Raw genomic sequence first — 17,425 nt, forward strand, 5'->3', positions numbered from 1 at the left:
GAGGAGGACGTCACATCCCGGGCCGCTGCGATGTCATGAGGGGGAGGAAGGACCGTCGAGTCGAAGTGGAAGGGGTGGGGACACGGTGCGGGACGACGAGGGAGACACCACGACCGAGCCGGGCCTGGGCGCGATCATGAGCGAGCGGCGCCGACTGATCAACCTGGCGTACCGGCTGCTCGGTTCGCTGGCCGACGCCGAGGACGCGGTGCAGGAGACCTACGCCCGGTGGTACGCGCTGCCCCGGCGGGAGCGGGAGGCGATCGCCTCGCCCGGCGGCTGGCTGACCACGGTGGCCAGCCGGATCTGCCTCAACCTGCTCGGCTCGGCGCGGGCGCGGCGGGAGCGCTACGTGGGCGAGTGGATCCCCGAGCCGCTGCCCGCGCCCCGGGAGTGGACGGACGCCGCGGCCGACCCGGCGGCGGACCCGGCCGACCGGATCACCCTGGACGAGTCGGTGAGCATGGCGTTCCTGGTGGTCCTGGAGGCCATGACCCCGGCCGAGCGCGTCGCCTTCGTCCTCCACGACGTCTTCCGCTACCCCTTCGCCGAGGTGGCCGCGATCGTCGGCCGCAGCCCGGCCGCCTGCCGCCAGCTGGCCACCTCCGCCCGCCGCCGGATCCGGGCCGCCCAGGCCCCGGCGGTGCCGACGAGCGCCCAGGCCGGCGTCGTCCGGGAGTTCAAACGGGCCTGGGAGGCCAAGGACCTCAGGTCGCTGATGGACGTCCTGGACCCGCAGGCCACCGTGATCGCCGACGGCGGCGGCCTGGTCGGCGCGCTGCTGCACCCGCTGACCGGGCGCGAGCGGATCGCCGCCGCCCATCTGGACTCGGACCGCTTCGCGGCGGGCATCACGCTGCTGGAGTGCACCGTCAACGGCCTGCCCGGTCTGGTCGCCCGGAAGGACGGCGTCATCGTCACGGTGTTCGCGTTCCGGATCGCCGAGGGCCTGATCACCCACATCTGGGCGGTGCGCAACCCGGAGAAGCTCCGGCCCTGGACAGGGGAGGGGCTCCGGCTCTGACGGGAGGGCGGCCGCAGGGGCGCGATGCGCAGGAGTGAGGCGCGTCACGCCCCGCGCGCTCCCCGTTCGTCGTGTTCACGCCCGTGCGCACACCACCGAGCCCACCCCTGTGCACCGATCGCCCAAAAACCGACCGATAAGGTGTTAATCCAACATTCATCCATGCCGCATAGCCTCCGGGGGCTAGCCTCATGCTGAACGTCATCGTCCGACCGGGAGGCGAAAGCCCCGTGCAAGGCACTGTCACCACACCAGGCGGCTCCACGGTGGCCGGGGGCCAGGGCGAAGCGTTCCTGCTCGTCGTGGACGACGAGCCCAACATCCGCGAGCTGCTCTCCGCCTCGCTGCGCTTCTCCGGCTTCCGCGTCGCCTCCGCCGCCACCGGCACCGAGGCGCTCGAACTGGTCGCCGCCGAGCGCCCGGACCTGGTCGTGCTCGACGTGATGCTCCCCGACCTCGACGGCTTCACCGTCGTCGAGAAGCTGCGCGAGCGCACCAGCCGCGGCCAGATAGCCGGCCCGGCCCACGGGCACCCCGGCGACCACCTGCCGGTGCTCTTCCTCACCGCCAAGGACGGCGTCGGCGACAAGGTGCAGGGCCTGGCCGCCGGTGCGGACGACTACGTCACCAAGCCGTTCAGCCTGGAGGAGCTGATCGCCCGGATCCGCGCCATCCTGCGCCGGGCCGGCGGGCCCGCCGAGGACGGCCGGCTGGTCGTCGCCGACCTCAGCCTCGACCCGGTCGCCCACGAGGTCACCCGCGGCGGCACCCCGGTCTCGCTCTCCCCGACCGAGTTCAAGCTGCTGCACTACCTGATGGCCAACGTCGGCCGGGTGGTCTCCAAGGCGCAGATCCTCGACCACGTCTGGGCCTACGACTTCGGCGGGGACCTCTCCATCGTCGAGTCGTACATCTCCTACCTGCGCCGCAAGCTCGACTCCGGCCCGGTGCACGGCCCCAAGCTGATCCACACCGTGCGCGGCATCGGCTACGCCCTGCGCCGCCCCCCGCAGGGCTGACCGGGCCCGTCCGTGTTCGCCCGGTTCTCCTCCCGGCTGTCGCTGCGCGCCCGGCTGCTGGTGCTCGCCCTCGCCCTGGTCACCACCGGGCTCGCGGTCAGCGACGCCTTCGTGCTCGGCACCGTACGGAACCAGCTGGTGCACCAGCTCGACGAGCAGCTCCAGCGGTACGGGCCGCCGCTGTCCCGCAAGCCCCCCGGCCAGCTGACCGCGCCGGCCGCCGGGCGGCCCGCCGTCGCCGGGCGGCGGGTCAGCCTGCCCAGCCAGTACCTGGTGGAGTACCTCTCCTCGGACGGCAAGGTCCAGGCGGTGATGCGCCAGCCCGTCTCCGACACCGACCCGGCGCCCCAGCTGGCCGGACTCGACCCGACCCGGACCGCCCCGGACGTCCCCTTCGACCTGCCCGACCAGCGCGGCCAGCACAGCTGGCGGGTGCTGGTGCTGCCGCTCCAGGCCCCCCGCGGGCAGGCCGCCAACCCCAGCGCGTACGCCTCGCCGACGGTCACCCCGACCCACGTCATGGTGGCGGTCTCCCGCGAGGACATCGACGCCACCATCGGCAAGCTGAGCACCTCCTTCCTGGCCATCGGCGGCGGCGTCCTGCTGCTGATCGCCGGGCTCGGCTTCTTCGCGGTACGAGCCGGCCTGCGGCCGCTGCGCCGGATCGAGGAGGGCGCCGAGCGGATCGCGGCCGGCGAACTCTCGCACCGGATGCCGGAGCTGTCGCCGGGCACCGAGGTCGGCCGGCTGTCGATCGCGCTCAACGGGATGCTCACCCAGATCGAGGCCGCCTTCGCGGCCCGCGCCGAGTCCGAGGCCCGGATGCGGCGCTTCGTCGCCGACGCCTCGCACGAGCTGCGCACCCCGCTGGCCGGCATCCGCGGCTTCGCCGAGCTGTACCGGATGGGCGCGCTGCCCACCGACGCCGACGTCAAGCGGACCATGACCCGGATCGAGAGCGAGGCCGACCGGATGGGCGCCCTGGTCGAGGACCTGCTGGTGCTCGCCCGGCTGGACGAGGAACGCCCGCTCGACCTCGCCCCGATGGACCTGCGCACCCTCGCCGCCGACGCGCTGCACGACCTCACCGCCCTCGACCCGAGCCGCCCGGTCGCGCTCACCGGCCCGGCGGGCACCGGCGCGCCCGGGGCGGCGCCCGTCATCGGCGACGAGGCCCGGCTGCGGCAGGTGGTCACCAACCTGGTCGGCAACGCGGTCAAGCACACCCCGCCCGGCACCCCGGTCCGGATCGGGGTGGGCGCCGGCCCCGGCGGCATCTGCCTGCTGGAGGTCGCCGACTCCGGCCCCGGCCTCACCGAGGAGCAGGCCCGCCAGGTCTTCGACCGGTTCTTCCGGGTCGACCCCTCCCGCAGCCGCGACAACGGCGGCGGCGCCGGCCTCGGCCTCGCCATCGCCACCGCCCTCACCCGCGCCCACGGCGGCACCCTCACCCTGCGCACCGCCCCGGGCGAGGGCGCCACCTTCCGGGTCGAACTGCCCCATCAGCGCTGACCGGAATTCCCGGGCGCGGGACTTCCCCGCCAGTCCCGCCCGAAAGGCCCGAAAGCCCGAAAGTCCGGAATCCGGGCATTCGGGGCGCGGATCCCGTCGAATTTGTCGACTCGTCAATTCTTCCGGCTGACCAGGAAACCGCGGCGCCCGGTCATTGCCGGAATCCGGCATGGAGCGTCAAGAAAGCGTATGCCTATGATCAACACTGCCCGGCCGTCGGAATCCTGCCCGGCCGGGACATCTGCATTCCTTCAGGCCCGAAAGGGGTCATCGTGAACCTCCGCCGTTCGCTGGTCTCGGCCGCCGTCGTCGCCGCCGTCGTCTCGCCCGCCGTGATCTCCGCCGCCCCCGCCTTCGCGGAGTCGGCCGGGGTGGCGCAGACCCGGAGCGACAACGGTTCGATCGCCGAGCTGGAGCGGGCCGCCGCCGACGCCGCCAAGGCCTACGCGGCCGCCGTCGCCAACGAGGCCAAGGTGCAGGCCGAGACCTCCGCCTTCCTCAACAACTCGCAGCCGTACCTGGGCAGGTACCAGGAGGCCGAGGCCGCCGCGGTGCAGGCCGCTGCGGCCAAGGCCACCGCCGAGAAGGAGGCCAGGGCGGCCGCCGACGCGTACGGTTCCGCCTCGGAGGAGGACCTGCCCAAGGCCAAGGAGCGGATGCTCAAGGCGTTCGCCGCCGCCAACGCCGCCACCGCCGCGGACGAGAAGGCGAAGGCCGCCGTGACCGCCGCGCGCGACGCCGTGAGCGACGCCAGGGTCGAGTCGGTCCGACGGGTCCACGCGGCGCAGCAGGGCACCGAGGCCGCGGCCGCCGCCAAGGCCGCCGCGGACAAGGCCCTCGCCGACGCCAGGGCGGCCGCCGAGAAGCCGGTGGAGAAGCCCGTCGAGAAGCCCGTCGAGAAGCCTGTCGAGAAGCCCGTCGGGAAGCCGGCCGCCGTTGCCCCGGTCTCCGACACCACCACCACGACCAAGACCACCACCACCGCCAACAAGGCGTCCACCTCGGCCACTTCGGCCACCACCGGCTCGGCCGCCCCGACCACCACCCGGGCCACCACCGGCTCGGCCAGCGAGCTCGCCGAGACCGGTTCCGACCCGGCCACCCCGTACCTGGCCCTGGGCGCCGGCCTCGCGATCAGCCTCGGCGCCGCCGCCCTCTACGTCTCCCGCCGCAAGCCGGCCACCGCCCGCTCCGGCTCCTGACCCACCCCGTTCGCGCCCGCTCGGGAGGAGGGCGCGACCACCTGGAACCGCAGGACAGGCCAACGGCCCGTCCTGCGGTTCCGGCGTTCCCGGCCCCGAAACTCCTCGATCGGGTGAACCGACCGCCGTTCACCCGCCCGGCCCCTCGGTCGTGTGCGACCGTCCAGCCGTTGCCCGTGCGGACTCGCGCGGGCTGATCACACCGGACGGGAAGTGGGGTGTCTCCATGAGCGCGCTCGTCGCCGAGAGGACCGTCGCCGTGAACCTGGACCAGTCGCTGTGGCAGGCGTGGGAGTCCGTGGACGTGCCCGAGGGCTTCCGAGCGGAGATCGTCGACGACCACGACGACGGCGGTGCCGTGACCGTCCTCACCGATCCGGACGCCGGGCGCCGTGACTGCACCTCCTCGACCCGCGCCCCGTACGGCAAGGAGGCCGTGATTCCCGAGGGTCCCGCCAGGGGCTTCGTGGTCGGCCCCGGCATCACCGGCGAGCCCCGTGGCTGACCGCGGCGCGTCGTTCAGACGGGACCTGTCGGAGTGGCGGGTGGCGCTGGTCGCCTGGCGGCTGCTGGTGCTGCAGGCGGCGGACCCGGTGGTGTCGGCGGGAATGGTGGAGCACTCGACGTACCGGGCGCACCCGTGGCGGCGGGTGGAGCACACGCTGGGCAGCGGTCGGCGGCTGTTCTACCAGGACGCGGAGACGCTGCGCCGGGAGGTCGCCCGGCTGGACCGGGCGCACAAGCGGATCCGGGGGACGGGACCGGACGGGCGCCCGTACGACGCCCGGGACGCGGCGACCAGGGCGTGGGTGCTGCTGACGCTCTTCGAGTGCGTGGTCGCCATGCGCCGGCTGGGCGGGGACCCGTACGACGCGGGGGAAACGGCACAGGCGTACGCGGAGTTCCGGGAGGCGGTCGCCGCCTTCGGCCTTCCCGAGGGCGAGATCCCGGCCACCGCGGAGGAGTTGCCGGCCTACTTCGCCCGGTACGCGCGGGAGCGGCTGGAGTTCACCGAGGCGGCGCGCTTCCTCCTGTACGACCTCCTGCGCGAGGCGCCCCGGCCGCGCCGGCTCCGGTTCCTCGGCGACGCGGGGTGGCGGGTGGTGCGGGTGGTGGTGGCCCGGGCGGTCCGCGAGCTGACGGTGGCGGACCTGCCGCCGGTGGTGCGGGAGCGGTTCGGGCTGGTGCGCACCCGGCGGGCCGCGCTGCTGTCCGCCGTGCTGCACCGGGGCGCGGGCGCCGTCGTCCCCCTCCTCCCGGACCGGCTGCGCTACCGCGACCCGGAGCCGTCCCGGCCGAAGCGCCGCCGTCCGCACCGGGATTCCCGCGGGCCCCGGGTGGACCGCTTCTTCCGCGGGGTGCTGGACCAGACCGGCGACGGGTTCGTCACCGTGCACGACCTGCGGGCGATGGCGCACAACGTGTGCTGGCGGCTGGAGCTGGACGAGGCCGGCGAGGCCCGGGTGTACGAGGCCTTCGACACCTGGTGGGAGCAGCTGCGCGCGGTGATGGACTCCGACGGGGACGGGCGGGTGAGCCGGGAGGAGTTCGTGGCGGCCACCCTGGCCGGCTGCGACCGGGACGAGGCCTACCTGGAGCGGGGGCTGCTGCCCGCGCTGCGGGTGGTGTTCACCGCGGCGGACACCGACGGCAGCGGCTTCCTGGAGTTCGACGAGTACCGCGTGGTGTTCGGCGGGGAGCGGGTGGACCCGGTGGAGCTGTCGCACGGTTTCCGCCGACTGGACACCGACGGGGACGGCCGGATCAACCGGGAGGAGTTCCTCGCCGGATTCATCGGGTTCTTCACGGCCCGCGCCGACTCCGCCCCGGGCGCCGAGCTCCTCGGCCGGGCGTAGCGGCACGGTCTCCGGGACCGGCCCGCCAATCCCGCCGGGCACCGGCCCGCTAGCACGCCCCGCCCGCCGACGCGAGCGGGGCGTCGGCCTGTCAAGCGCCGGTTCGGCCAAGAAGCCCGCCGGGTCCGCCCGGTCGTTCGTTGTCCCGGTGCCCTCGGGCTCCGCAGACTGTGCGCACCGTCACGCACCGCCGCGCCGAGTCAACCCCACCCCGCCTGGGATTCCTTCGTAAGGATGATGGATACTGGCCCTTGTGAACGTGTTCACGTTCACAAGCGGACAAGCCTGCGCGGTCGGCAACGGTCCGACGGCTACAGATGAAGTTGTCCGGAAGATGCCCGTCCTCGCGCGGGCAGGTTGGGAGAGAGGGCGACGTGGAACTGGCAATCGCTCACGAGACCATCGCCCGATGGCAATTCGGGATCACCACCGTCTACCACTTCCTCTTCGTCCCGCTCACGATCAGCCTGGCCGCGATCGTGGCCGGTCTGGAGACCGCCTGGGTGCGGACGAACAAGGAGAAGTACTTCCACGCGACCAAGTTCTGGGGAAAGCTCTTCCTCATCAACATCGCGATGGGCGTGGTCACGGGCATCGTCCAGGAGTTCCAGTTCGGCATGAACTGGTCCGACTACTCCCGCTTCGTCGGCGACGTCTTCGGCGCCCCGCTCGCGATGGAGGCGCTGATCGCCTTCTTCTTCGAGTCCACCTTCATCGGCCTGTGGATCTTCGGCTGGGACAAGCTGCCGAGGAAGATCCACTGCGCCTGCATGTGGATGGTGTCCCTCGGCACCGTGCTCTCCGGCTACTTCATCCTGGCCGCCAACTCCTGGATGCAGCACCCGGTCGGCTACGCGATCGACCCGGTCACCGGCAAGGCCCGGCTGACCGACGTCGTCCAGGTGCTGTTCCAGAACACCACCCTGGTGGTGGTCTTCCACACCCTGACCGCCGCCTTCCTCACCGGCGCGGCCTTCGTCGTCGGCATCGCCTCCTTCCACCTCTGGAGGGCCAAGCGCAGGCCGGAGACCGCCGACCCGAAGAGGACCGCCGTGATGCGCACCTCGCTGCGGCTCGGCCTGGTGCTCGCGGTGGTCTTCGGCGCCGGCACCGCGCTCAGCGGCGACACCCTGGGCAAGGTCATGTTCGAGCAGCAGCCGATGAAGATGGCCGCCGCCGAGGCGCTCTGGGAGACCCAGTCGCCGGCGCCGTTCTCGGTCTTCGCGGTCGGTGACGTCGGCAAGGGCCACAACTCCGTGGCGCTGGAGGTCCCGGGGATACTCTCCTTCCTCGCCCACAACGACTTCAGCTCGTCCGTCCCCGGCATCAACGACACCGCGGCCGCGGAAGCCGCCCAGCACGGCGGGGACCCCAAGGACTACATCCCGAGCATCTTCGTCACCTACTGGGGCTTCCGCCTCATGATCGGCTTCGGGATGACCTCGTTCCTGGCCGGCCTGATCGGCCTGTGGACCACCCGGAAGAAGCTCTTCCTGCGCCCCGGGTTCCGCACCGGCGACAGCGAGGTGCCCCGGCTGATGCTCACCCCCGGGCGCGAGCTGGGGCCGCTGCTGACCAGGTGGAGCTGGCGGATCGGCATCCTGACCATGGGCTTCCCGCTGATCGCCAACAGCTTCGGCTGGATCTTCACCGAGATGGGCCGTCAGCCCTGGGCCGTCTTCGGCCTGATGACCACGGCCGGCGCGGTCTCCCCCAACGTCGGCATCGGCACCCAGGTCGGCGCGCTGGCCACCTTCACCGCGCTGTACGCGGTCCTGGCGGTCATCGAGGTCCGGCTGCTGGTCAAGTACGCCAAGGCCGGCCCGGAGGTGACCGAGCAGCCGCCCACCAAGGACCCGTCGCTGCGCGGGCCGTCCTCGGACGAGGACGCCGACAAGCCGCTCGCCTTCGCCTACTGAGGCGCCGGGACACCGGGGAACTGAGGATCTGAGATGCAACTCCACGACGTCTGGTTCGTGCTGATCGCGGTCCTGTGGATCGGCTACTTCTTCCTGGAGGGCTTCGACTTCGGGATCGGCGTGCTCACCAAGCCGCTGGCCCGCGACACCGCCGAACGCCGGGTGCTGATCAACACCATCGGCCCGGTCTGGGACGGCAACGAGGTCTGGCTGCTGACCGCGGGCGGCGCCACCTTCGCGGCCTTCCCGGACTGGTACGCGACGCTCTTCAGCGGCTTCTACATCCCGCTGCTGGTCATCCTGGTCTGCCTGATCGTCCGCGGCGTGGCCTTCGAGTACCGGCACAAGCGCGACGGCGAACGCTGGCAGCGGAACTGGGAGGAGGCCCTGTTCTGGACCTCGCTGCTCCCGGCCTTCCTCTGGGGCGTGGTCTTCGCCGACATCGTGCGCGGCGTGGACATCGACGCCCAGAAGAACTACACCGGCGGCCTCTGGGACCTGCTGAACCCGTACGCGCTGCTCGGCGGCCTGGTGACGCTCGCCCTGTTCACCTTCCACGGCTCGGTGTTCGCCGCGCTCAAGACGGTCGGCGAGATCCGCGACCGGGCCCGCCGGGCCGCCCTGCAGACCGGGCTGGCCACCGCCGTGCTGGCACTGGTCTTCCTGGTCTGGACCCAGGCCGACCACGGCAACGGCCGCAGCCTCGCCGCGCTGGTCGTCGCGGTGGTCGCGCTGGTCGCCGCCCTGGCGGCCAACCAGCTCGGACGGGAGGGCTGGGCGTTCGCGCTCTCCGGGGTGACGGTGGTGGCCGCGGTCGGGATGCTCTTCCTGGCGCTCTTCCCGGACGTCATGCCCTCCACCCTGAACCCGGAGTGGAGCCTGACCGTCGGCAACGCGGCCTCCTCGCCGTACACGCTGAAGGTGATGACCGTCGTGGCGGCGGTCTTCACCCCGCTGGTGATGCTCTACCAGGGCTGGACCTACTGGGTGTTCCGCAAGCGGATCGGCGTCCAGCACATCCCCGGGCACCACCCGGCCGCCCCGCTCGACCAGGCCTGACGCCGTGAAGCCGGTCGACCCCCGACTCCTCGGGTACGCCCGCACCACCAGGGCCTTCCTCGCCGGATCCGTGCTGCTCGGCGCGGTCGGCGCGGCCCTGGTGGTCGCCCAGGCGAGTCTGATCGCCGAGATCGTCGTCCGCGCCTTCCAGCGCGGGGCGACGCCCGGCGAGCTGGCCACGCCGCTGCTGCTGCTCGCCCTGACGGCGGTCGGGCGCGGGCTGGTCGGCTGGCTCACCGAGCTCACCGCGCACCGGTCCGTCGCCCGGGTGAAGTCCACCCTGCGGCGCCGGCTGCTCGACCACGCCACCGCGCTCGGCCCGTCCTACCTGGCGGGCCGGCGCACCGGCGAGCTCACCACCCTCGCCACCCGCGGCGTCGACGCGCTGGACGACTACTTCGCCCGCTACCTGCCGCAGCTGGTGCTGGCCGTGGTCGTCCCGGTGATCGTGCTGCTGCGGATCGTCGGCGCCGACTTCACCTCGGCCGCGATCATCGCCGGGACGCTGCCGCTGATCCCGCTGTTCATGGTGCTGATCGGGATGGCCACCCAGTCCCGGATGGACCGGCAGTGGACCACCCTCGCCCGGCTCTCCCACCACTTCCTCGACGTGGTCGCCGGGCTGCCCACCCTCAAGGTGTTCAACCGGGCCCGCAGCCAGGCCGCCACCATCGCCCGGATCACCGCCGACTACCGCCGGGCCACCCTGCGCACCCTGCGGATCGCCTTCATCTCCTCCTTCACCCTGGAGCTGCTCTCCACGCTGTCCGTCGCGCTGGTCGCCGTCACCGTCGGCTTCCGGCTGGTGGACGGCACGCTCGACCTGGAGACCGGGCTGCTGATCCTGGTGCTCGCCCCCGAGGTGTACTTCCCGATCCGCCAGGTCGGCGCGCTCTACCACTCCAGCGTCGAGGGGCTGACCGCCGCCGACGAACTGTTCCAGGTGCTGGAGACCCCGCTGCCCGCCGCCGGCACCACCCCGGCGCCGGACCTCGCGGGCGCCGTGATCGCCGCCGAGGGCCTGGTCGTCCGGCACCCCGGTCGCACCGAGCCGGCGCTGGACGGCGCCGGGCTGACCCTGCGTCCGGGCTCCAGCACCGCGCTCACCGGCCCCAGCGGCGCCGGCAAGTCCACCCTGCTGGCCGTGCTGCTCGGCCTCACCGCCCCCGCCGCGGGCACCGTCCGGATCACCGCCGCCGACGGCCGCCGGTACGACCTGGCCGAACTGGAGCCGGAGAGCTGGCGGCGGCAGATCGCCTGGGTGCCGCAGCACCCGCACCTGTTCGCCGGGACGGTCGCCGAGAACCTGCGGCTGTACCGGCCGGAGGCCACCGACGAGCAGCTCCGGACCGCGCTGCGGGCCGCGCACGCGCTCGACTTCGTGACCGACCTGGCCGCCGTCCTGGGGGAGGACGGCGCCGGGCTCTCCGCCGGGCAGCGCCAGCGCCTCGCACTGGCCCGGGTGCTGCTCGCCGACGACCGCCCGCTGGTGCTGCTGGACGAGCCGACCGCCAACCTGGACGGCGCCTCCGAGGCGGCCGTGGTGGAGGCCGTCCGGACGCTGGCCGAGGACCCGTCGCGCACCGTGCTGGTGGTCGCGCACCGCCCGGCGCTGCTGGCCGTCGCGGACGAGCGGGTCCGGCTGGCGGGGCCCGCCGCCGCCCCGATCGCCGATCCGGTCGTACCGCTCGCCCACAGCGGCCTCCCCACGCCCGCGCCCGCCGTGCCCGAGGAGCCCGAGCCCGAAGGCGGCACCACCCCCCGGCTGGCGCTCTCGATCCTGCTCGGCGCGCTCGCCCTCGGCTGCGCCGTCGCCCTGATGGCCACCTCCGGCTACCTGATCTCCCGGGCCTCCCAGATGCCGCCGGTGCTCCACCTGATGATGGCCGTCACCGCGGTGCGGGCCTTCGGCATCGGCCGCAGCGTCTTCCGCTACGCCGAGCGCTTGGTCTCGCACGACGCGGTGCTGCGCACCCTCGGCACCCTGCGGGCCGCCGTCCACCGGCGGCTGAGCGCGCTCGCCCCGGCCGGACTGCCCGCCTTCCGGCGCGGCGACCTGCTCTCCCGGCTGGTCGCCGACGTGGACGCGATCCAGGACCACTACCTGCGCTGGCGGCTGCCGGCCGCGGTGGCCGGCCTGGTCGCCCTGGCCTCGACGGCGGCGATGGCCGCCTTCCTGCCCGCCGCCGGGCTGGTGCTCGGCCTCGGGCTGCTGCTCGCGGGCGGGCTGGTGCCCGCGCTGGCGGCGCGCTGGTCGGCCGGCGCCGAGCGGCGCCAGGCCCCGGCGCGCGGGCGCCTGGCCACCGCCGTGGTGGACGCCCTCACCGGCACCGCCGAGCTCACCGTGGCCGGCGCGCTGCCCGGCCGGCTGGCCGCCGTCCGCACCGCCGACGCCGCGCTGACCGGACTGGCCGCCCGTTCGGCCGCCACCACGGCGCTGGGCACCGGGCTGATCGCGCTGCTCACCGGGCTGACCGTGACCGCCGCGGCCGCCGTCGGAGTCCAGGGGGTGCGCGACGGGGCGCTGGCGCCGGTCTGCCTGGCCCTGGTGGTGCTCACCCCGCTGGCCGCCTTCGAGGCGGTCACCGGGATGCCGCTCGCCGTCCAGGCCCGCCAGCGCAGCCGCGCCGCGCGGGCCCGGCTGGACGAGGTGCTGAACGCTCCGGCGCCGGTCGGCGAGCCCGCCGAGCCGGTGGAGCTGCCCGGGCAGCCGCTGCCCGTCGCGGTGCGCGGGCTGACCGTGCGGCACCCCGGGCAGCCGGTGGACGCGCTCGCCGGGGTGGACCTCGACCTCACGGCCGGCCGCCGGATCGCCGTGGTCGGCCCCTCCGGCTCCGGCAAGACCACCCTCGCCCAGGCACTGCTGCGCTTCCTGGAACCGGGCGCCGGGACGGTGACGTTCGCCGACGGCCGTCCACAGGCTGTGGACAGCCGCGCGCTGACGGGCGAATCGGTCCGCCGGGTGATCGGGCTCTGCGCCCAGGACGCCCACGTCTTCGACAGCTCGCTGCGGGAGAACCTGCGGCTGGCCCGGCCCGGCGCGGGGGAGGACGAGCTGCGCGCCGCCCTGGCCGCCGCCCGGCTGCTGGAGTGGACCGAGGGTCTGCCGGACGGCCTGGACACCATGGTCGGCGAGCACGGTGCCCGGCTCTCCGGCGGCCAGCGCCAGCGGCTGGCGCTCGCCCGGGCGCTGCTCGCGGACTTCCCCGTACTGGTCCTGGACGAGCCGGCCGAGCACCTCGACCTGCCCACCGCCGACGCCCTGACCGCCGATCTGCTGGCCGCCACCGAGGGCCGCAGCACCGTGCTGATCACCCACCGGCTGGCCGGGCTGGACGACGCCACGGTGGACGAGGTGCTGGTGCTGGACGGCGGACGGGTGGTCGAGCGCGGCCGCTGGTCGGAGCTGGTCGCCGACCCGGACGGGCGGCTGCACGCGATGTGGCGGCGGGAGCGGGAGGCGGACGGGCTGCTGGAGCCGGTCCCGGCACGCTAGTCGCGCCGCCCTTCGGCTGAAAAGCGTACAAACTAGGCTTTCTCCATGGACCCCACGCCGGACATCCCCGAGGCCACGCCCGAGCCGACACCCCACCGGGTGCCCGAGATCGCCTCGTTGGGGCTGGACACCCTGGTCACCGAGGTCGCCGAGCGCCTGCAGTCGGCCGCCGCGGTCACCGACCGGATGCAGCGGCTGCTGGAGGCGGTGGTCTCGATCGGGGCCGGACTGGACCTGCACGCCACCCTGCACCGGATCGCCGTGGGCGCGGCCGAACTGGTCGACGCCCGGTACGCGGCGCTCGGCGTGATCGCCCCCGGCGGCACCGGCCTGGCCGACTTCATCCACGTCGGGATCGACGACGAGACCGCCGCCGAGATCGGCGAACTGCCCGCCGGCCGCGGCATCCTCGGCGCCCTCATCGACCGCCCCGAACCGCTGCGGCTGGCCGACCTCGGCACCGACCCGCGGTCCTCCGGATTCCCGGCGCACCATCCGTGCATGAGGACCTTCCTGGGCGTGCCGATCCGGGTCCGCGCGGAGGTGTTCGGCAACCTCTACCTCACCGAGAAGAAGGGCGGCGGCGCCTTCACCCCCGAGGACGAGCAGGTGGTGCACGCCCTCGCCGCGGCGGCCGGCGTGGCCATCGAGAACTCCCGGCTGTACGAGGAGGGCCGCCGCCGCGAACGCTGGATCGCCGGCGCCGCCGCCGTCGCCACCGCGCTGCTCTCCGCCGAGCAGGCCGAGACCGCGCTGACCGTCGCGGCCGAGCAGGTGCGGGAGCTGGCGGACGCCGCGCTCGGCATGATCCTGCTGCCGACCGGGCCGGAGGGCGGCGGCGAGGGCGACGGGCAGATGCGGGTCGCGCACGCCTCCGGCGAGCTGGCCGAGTACGTCCGCGGCGAACTGCTGCCCAAGGGCAGCTTCGGGGCCCGGCTGCTCGCGGGGGAGAGCGTCTACCTGGACGACATGTCCAGCGACCCGACCGTGGTGATCCGGCTGGCCCGGCGCTTCGGCCCGTCCATGGCCGTGCCGATGGTCGCCGCCGGCCGGGTGCTCGGCGGGCTCTGCGTCTGGCGCCCCTGCGGCGCCCTGCCGTTCACCGACAGCGAGAAGCAGCTCGCCGAGACCTTCGCCTCGCAGGCCGCGCTCGCCCTGCGGCTCGCCGAGGGCCAGCGCGACCAGCAGCGGCTGGCCGTCTTCCAGGACCGCGACCGGATCGCCCGCGACCTGCACGACCTGGTGATCCAGCGGCTGTTCGCCACCGGGATGATGCTGGAGAGCGCCGCCCGGCGGGCCGTCGTCCCCGAGGTGAAGGTCGGCATCGGCAAGGCGGTGGACGAGCTGGACGCCACCATCCAGGAGGTCCGCACCACCATCTACGCCCTCCAGCACGACAACCACGGCGACGCGCCGGACACCCTGCGCACCCGGGTGCTGCGGGAGGCCAGCCAGGCCGCGGCCGCGCTCGGCTTCAAGCCCTCGGTGAGCTTCGTCGGGCCGGTGGAGAGCCTGGTCGGCGAGAAGACCGGACGTCAACTGCTCGCCGCGCTACGGGAGATGCTCTCCAACACGGCCCGGCACGCGCGCGCCTCCCGGGTCGGCGTGGAGATCGACGCGACCACCCACCTGGACGAGGGCGGCCGCCCGGTGGGCGGCGACCCGGAGTCGCTGGACAGGGGCGGGCGGCCCGGTGTGCTGCTCACCGTGACCGACGACGGGGTGGGCATCCCGGCGGGCGGCCGGCGCAGCGGCCTGCTCAACCTCACCCGGCGCGCGGAGGCGCTCGGCGGTGACGCCTGGCACGAGAGCGGGCCGTACCGGAAGGGCACGATGGTGCGCTGGACGGCCCGGCTCTGAGCGTTCCCGGCTGCTTCCCGACGGCACGTGACCGGGTTCCCGACCGGTGTCCGGCCGGTTCCCGACCGGGACGGGTGAAAGTTAAACGAGGGAGAACTTCCGGACCAACAGCGCAAGTTGTGAACGTTCTGGGCTTTCGGGGGCTCCGTGTGCACACATAGCTTTGCTCCGCTCGGAGGGGAATCCGGAGGGCGACCGGACGGAGGGGGCAGTGAACGCTGCCGGCCGCGGACACACCGCAGCAGGGGCAAGTCGAGGGGGGTTCCGCGCCGAACGGGCGGCGGACGGGCGCTACCGCTGGCAACTGAAGGCGCCCAACGGACGGGTGGTCGCGATCACCCCGGCCGCGTTCGAGACGGCCGGCGAGGCCGAACGGGGCTTCGACGGCCTGCGCGTCACCGCGGCCGGGCTCACCGCGCGGATCACCCACGTCCGGGAGGGCATCGGCTGGATCTGGGTCGTCCCGGGCTCGCGCTCCCTCCCCGAGGTGCGCTCCAGCCGCGCGTACGAGCGGTACGCGACCTGCCAGAACGCCTTCCGGCGGTTCGTGGTGCTGCTCTCCAAGCAGCCGCCGCGCGAACTCCCGGAAGGCGCGGTGCCGTTGAGACGCATCGATGGCCGCTGAGCGGCGCGGTCCGCGGCTGCTGATCGTGCCCGCGGCCGACCGCTGCCTGGGCTGGGCGCTGCGGGCCGCCAACGGGCGGCCGCTCGGGGTCGGCGTGCGCACCTACCGCAACGAGGAGGAACTCGCCGAAGCGGTCCGGGAGTTGCTGATCGAGCGGGCCGCACTGCGCTGTTCGGTCGGGCAGTCCGAGGGGCGCCAGTGGGCCTGGACCGCCTACCTGCCGGTGCGCAGCACCCGGCCGGGGGCGGCCGACGCCGTTCCGGTCGCCCGCAGCGCGCGGGGGTACCTGCGGCGCGACCAGTGCCGGGCCGGGGTCGAGGGGTTCCTAGCCGGACTGCGGTGGGTGGGGCAGGAGTCGCGGCGGTCCGGACGGGACGGCCGCCGGCCGTTGTGAGCGTGCCGGCAGACGGCGGTCCGCCGGGCGGCGGACCGGCGTCCGGCATGCCCGAACGCCGTGCCCGCGCCGCGGTCCCGGTCCGTGCGGTTCCGGTGAAGGACAGGTTTCCGGCAACACCCCGAGCAGCCTCCTGGAGAAGAACGTCGACCGGATCCGGAGGTCCGGTGGAGCCCCCGTCGCGTGCACGCTGACCAGTGGCTAAACCTCGCCGAACCGATGAGTCGACATTCCCCGGCCGGCCTCGACCGCTCTTCCGGCGGAACCTGCCCGCCGGACAGGATCGGCACTGCCGGCGAGGCCGCAGCGGACGCGGCCTCCGGCCCCGAACTCCCCGACGGAGTAAGGGTTCACGCGATGTACGTCTCTCCCCCGGAGGAAGAGGAACATGCGTAAGACCGCTGCCAAGCTGCTCACCGTCGCCGCGCTGGCGACCTCCGTCGTGACCGTCGCCGGCGGCACCGCCGTCGCCGACCCGGCCCCCGGCGTGACTCCGCGCGCCGTCGACTTCGTGGGTGTCGGCTCCGACACCACCCAGTCGGTGCTCAACAAGCTCGCCGCCGACTACAACGCGTCGCTGACCACCACGACCGCCCCCCGCGTCTACAGCTGGGACGCGATCCCCTCCGGCACCATCACCCCCAAGACCGGTGCCGCCACGATCACCCGGCCGAACGGCTCCGGCGCCGGCATCAACGCGCTGAACACCTACACCAGCACCACGGTGGACTTCGCCCGCTCCTCGCGCGGTCCGCAGGCCTCCGACCCGACCACCGACGACTTCGTCGCGCTGGCCAAGGACGCCGTCGCCTGGGCCGCCCCGGCCACCGGCAACGCCCCGGCGAACCTGAGCACCGCGAACCTGAAGGACATCTACACCTGCGCGGTCACCACCTGGAACCAGATCGACCCGTCGCTGCCGAACGCCACCATCAAGCCCTTCCTGCCGCAGACCAACTCCGGCACCCGGTCGTTCTTCCTGACCACGATCGGCGGCGGCGTCGCGGTCACCCCCGGTGCCTGCGTCACCAGCGGCACCCAGGAGAACCAGGGCAGCGACCCGGCCCTGGCCGACGCCAACGCGGTGGTCCCCTACTCCGTGGCCCACTACGTCGGCCAGGTCTACTACGGCCAGGGCAGCGGCGCCGACGTCCAGGGCCCGCTGACCATCCGCAACGTCGACGGCGTCGCCGGCGGCCCGGTGGACACCACCGCCAAAACGATCAGCTCCGCCTTCGCGGCGACCCCCTACGCCCGCGTGGTCTACAACGTGTTCCGCGACGCCGACTGGACCTCGAACGCCACCCTGCGTGCCGTCTTCGGCAAGGGCGGTTGGATCTGCGCCAACGGCGCCGCCGACATCAAGAGCTTCGGCTTCCTGCCGCTGTCCTCCTTCGCCTGCGGTTCCGTCACCCACTCCTGAGCCACCCCGCACCACACCGGCGGCCGCGGGGCCTCG

At 73.8% G+C, this 17,425-nt stretch carries 13 protein-coding genes; all 13 read left to right on the plus strand.

Annotation, left to right across the window (positions count from 1 at the left end; all coding sequences use genetic code 11):
* Nucleotides 1-136 precede the first annotated feature (136 nt).
* Nucleotides 137-1,024: an RNA polymerase sigma factor SigJ gene (gene sigJ / locus ACZ5GH_RS19055; protein ID WP_387759717.1), complete on the plus strand. Its 888-nt coding sequence runs from the start codon at nucleotides 137-139 to the stop codon at nucleotides 1,022-1,024.
* A 230-nt stretch (nucleotides 1,025-1,254) separates the two neighbouring features.
* Nucleotides 1,255-2,043, plus strand: a complete 789-nt coding sequence (locus ACZ5GH_RS19060) for a response regulator transcription factor (RefSeq protein ID WP_401106243.1) — start codon at nucleotides 1,255-1,257, stop codon at nucleotides 2,041-2,043.
* Between the two features lie 12 nt (nucleotides 2,044-2,055).
* A complete protein-coding gene (locus tag ACZ5GH_RS19065; protein ID WP_464334835.1) occupies nucleotides 2,056-3,555 on the plus strand; it encodes a sensor histidine kinase in 1,500 nt (499 codons plus the stop codon).
* 272 nt (nucleotides 3,556-3,827) lie between these two features.
* Nucleotides 3,828-4,757 carry an LAETG motif-containing sortase-dependent surface protein gene (locus ACZ5GH_RS19070; RefSeq protein ID WP_464334836.1) on the plus strand — a complete coding sequence of 310 codons (930 nt, stop codon included), beginning with the start codon at nucleotides 3,828-3,830 and terminating at the stop codon, nucleotides 4,755-4,757.
* A gap of 226 nt (nucleotides 4,758-4,983) precedes the next feature.
* Nucleotides 4,984-5,262, plus strand: coding sequence for a hypothetical protein (locus ACZ5GH_RS19075; protein ID WP_464334837.1), 279 nt, complete (start codon nucleotides 4,984-4,986; stop codon nucleotides 5,260-5,262).
* Nucleotides 5,255-6,613, plus strand: a complete 1,359-nt coding sequence (locus ACZ5GH_RS19080; protein ID WP_464334838.1) for an oxygenase MpaB family protein — start codon at nucleotides 5,255-5,257, stop codon at nucleotides 6,611-6,613. Before ACZ5GH_RS19075 ends, ACZ5GH_RS19080 begins: the two co-directional genes overlap by 8 nt.
* Nucleotides 6,614-6,987: 374 nt before the next feature.
* Nucleotides 6,988-8,532 (plus strand): cytochrome ubiquinol oxidase subunit I, encoded by a 1,545-nt coding sequence (locus ACZ5GH_RS19085; RefSeq protein ID WP_464334839.1) that lies wholly within the window; start codon nucleotides 6,988-6,990, stop codon nucleotides 8,530-8,532.
* Nucleotides 8,533-8,565: 33 nt separating this feature from the next.
* Nucleotides 8,566-9,591, plus strand: coding sequence for a cytochrome d ubiquinol oxidase subunit II (gene cydB / locus ACZ5GH_RS19090; protein ID WP_387759666.1), 1,026 nt, complete (start codon nucleotides 8,566-8,568; stop codon nucleotides 9,589-9,591).
* 4 nt (nucleotides 9,592-9,595) lie between these two features.
* Nucleotides 9,596-13,087: a thiol reductant ABC exporter subunit CydD gene (cydD, locus tag ACZ5GH_RS19095; RefSeq protein WP_464334840.1), complete on the plus strand. Its 3,492-nt coding sequence runs from the start codon at nucleotides 9,596-9,598 to the stop codon at nucleotides 13,085-13,087.
* 45 nt (nucleotides 13,088-13,132) lie between these two features.
* Nucleotides 13,133-14,947 carry a sensor histidine kinase gene (locus ACZ5GH_RS19100; RefSeq protein WP_387759670.1) on the plus strand — a complete coding sequence of 605 codons (1,815 nt, stop codon included), beginning with the start codon at nucleotides 13,133-13,135 and terminating at the stop codon, nucleotides 14,945-14,947.
* A 211-nt stretch (nucleotides 14,948-15,158) separates the two neighbouring features.
* Entirely contained in the window at nucleotides 15,159-15,572 is a 414-nt protein-coding gene (locus ACZ5GH_RS19105; protein WP_387759671.1) for a YegP family protein, read from the plus strand.
* A complete protein-coding gene (locus tag ACZ5GH_RS19110; protein WP_464334841.1) occupies nucleotides 15,562-15,966 on the plus strand; it encodes a hypothetical protein in 405 nt (134 codons plus the stop codon). Before ACZ5GH_RS19105 ends, ACZ5GH_RS19110 begins: the two co-directional genes overlap by 11 nt.
* Nucleotides 15,967-16,354: 388 nt before the next feature.
* On the plus strand, nucleotides 16,355-17,389 hold the full coding sequence (locus ACZ5GH_RS19115) for a PstS family phosphate ABC transporter substrate-binding protein (protein WP_464334842.1): 1,035 nt from the start codon (nucleotides 16,355-16,357) through the stop codon (nucleotides 17,387-17,389).
* The last annotated feature ends 36 nt before the right edge of the window (nucleotides 17,390-17,425 follow it).

Source organism: Kitasatospora sp. Xyl93 (genome assembly GCF_055383135.1).

Excerpts from the sequence above, each read along its gene's own strand:
- ACZ5GH_RS19100 (WP_387759670.1), top strand. The coding sequence starts at position 13,133 with ATGGACCCCACGCCGGACATCCCCGAGGCCACGCCCGAGCCGACACCC.
- ACZ5GH_RS19115 (WP_464334842.1), top strand. The coding sequence starts at position 16,355 with ATGCGTAAGACCGCTGCCAAGCTGCTCACCGTCGCCGCGCTGGCGACC.
- sigJ (WP_387759717.1), top strand. The coding sequence starts at position 137 with ATGAGCGAGCGGCGCCGACTGATCAACCTGGCGTACCGGCTGCTCGGT.
- ACZ5GH_RS19075 (WP_464334837.1), top strand. The coding sequence starts at position 4,984 with ATGAGCGCGCTCGTCGCCGAGAGGACCGTCGCCGTGAACCTGGACCAG.
- cydB (WP_387759666.1), top strand. The coding sequence starts at position 8,566 with ATGCAACTCCACGACGTCTGGTTCGTGCTGATCGCGGTCCTGTGGATC.
- ACZ5GH_RS19110 (WP_464334841.1), top strand. The coding sequence starts at position 15,562 with ATGGCCGCTGAGCGGCGCGGTCCGCGGCTGCTGATCGTGCCCGCGGCC.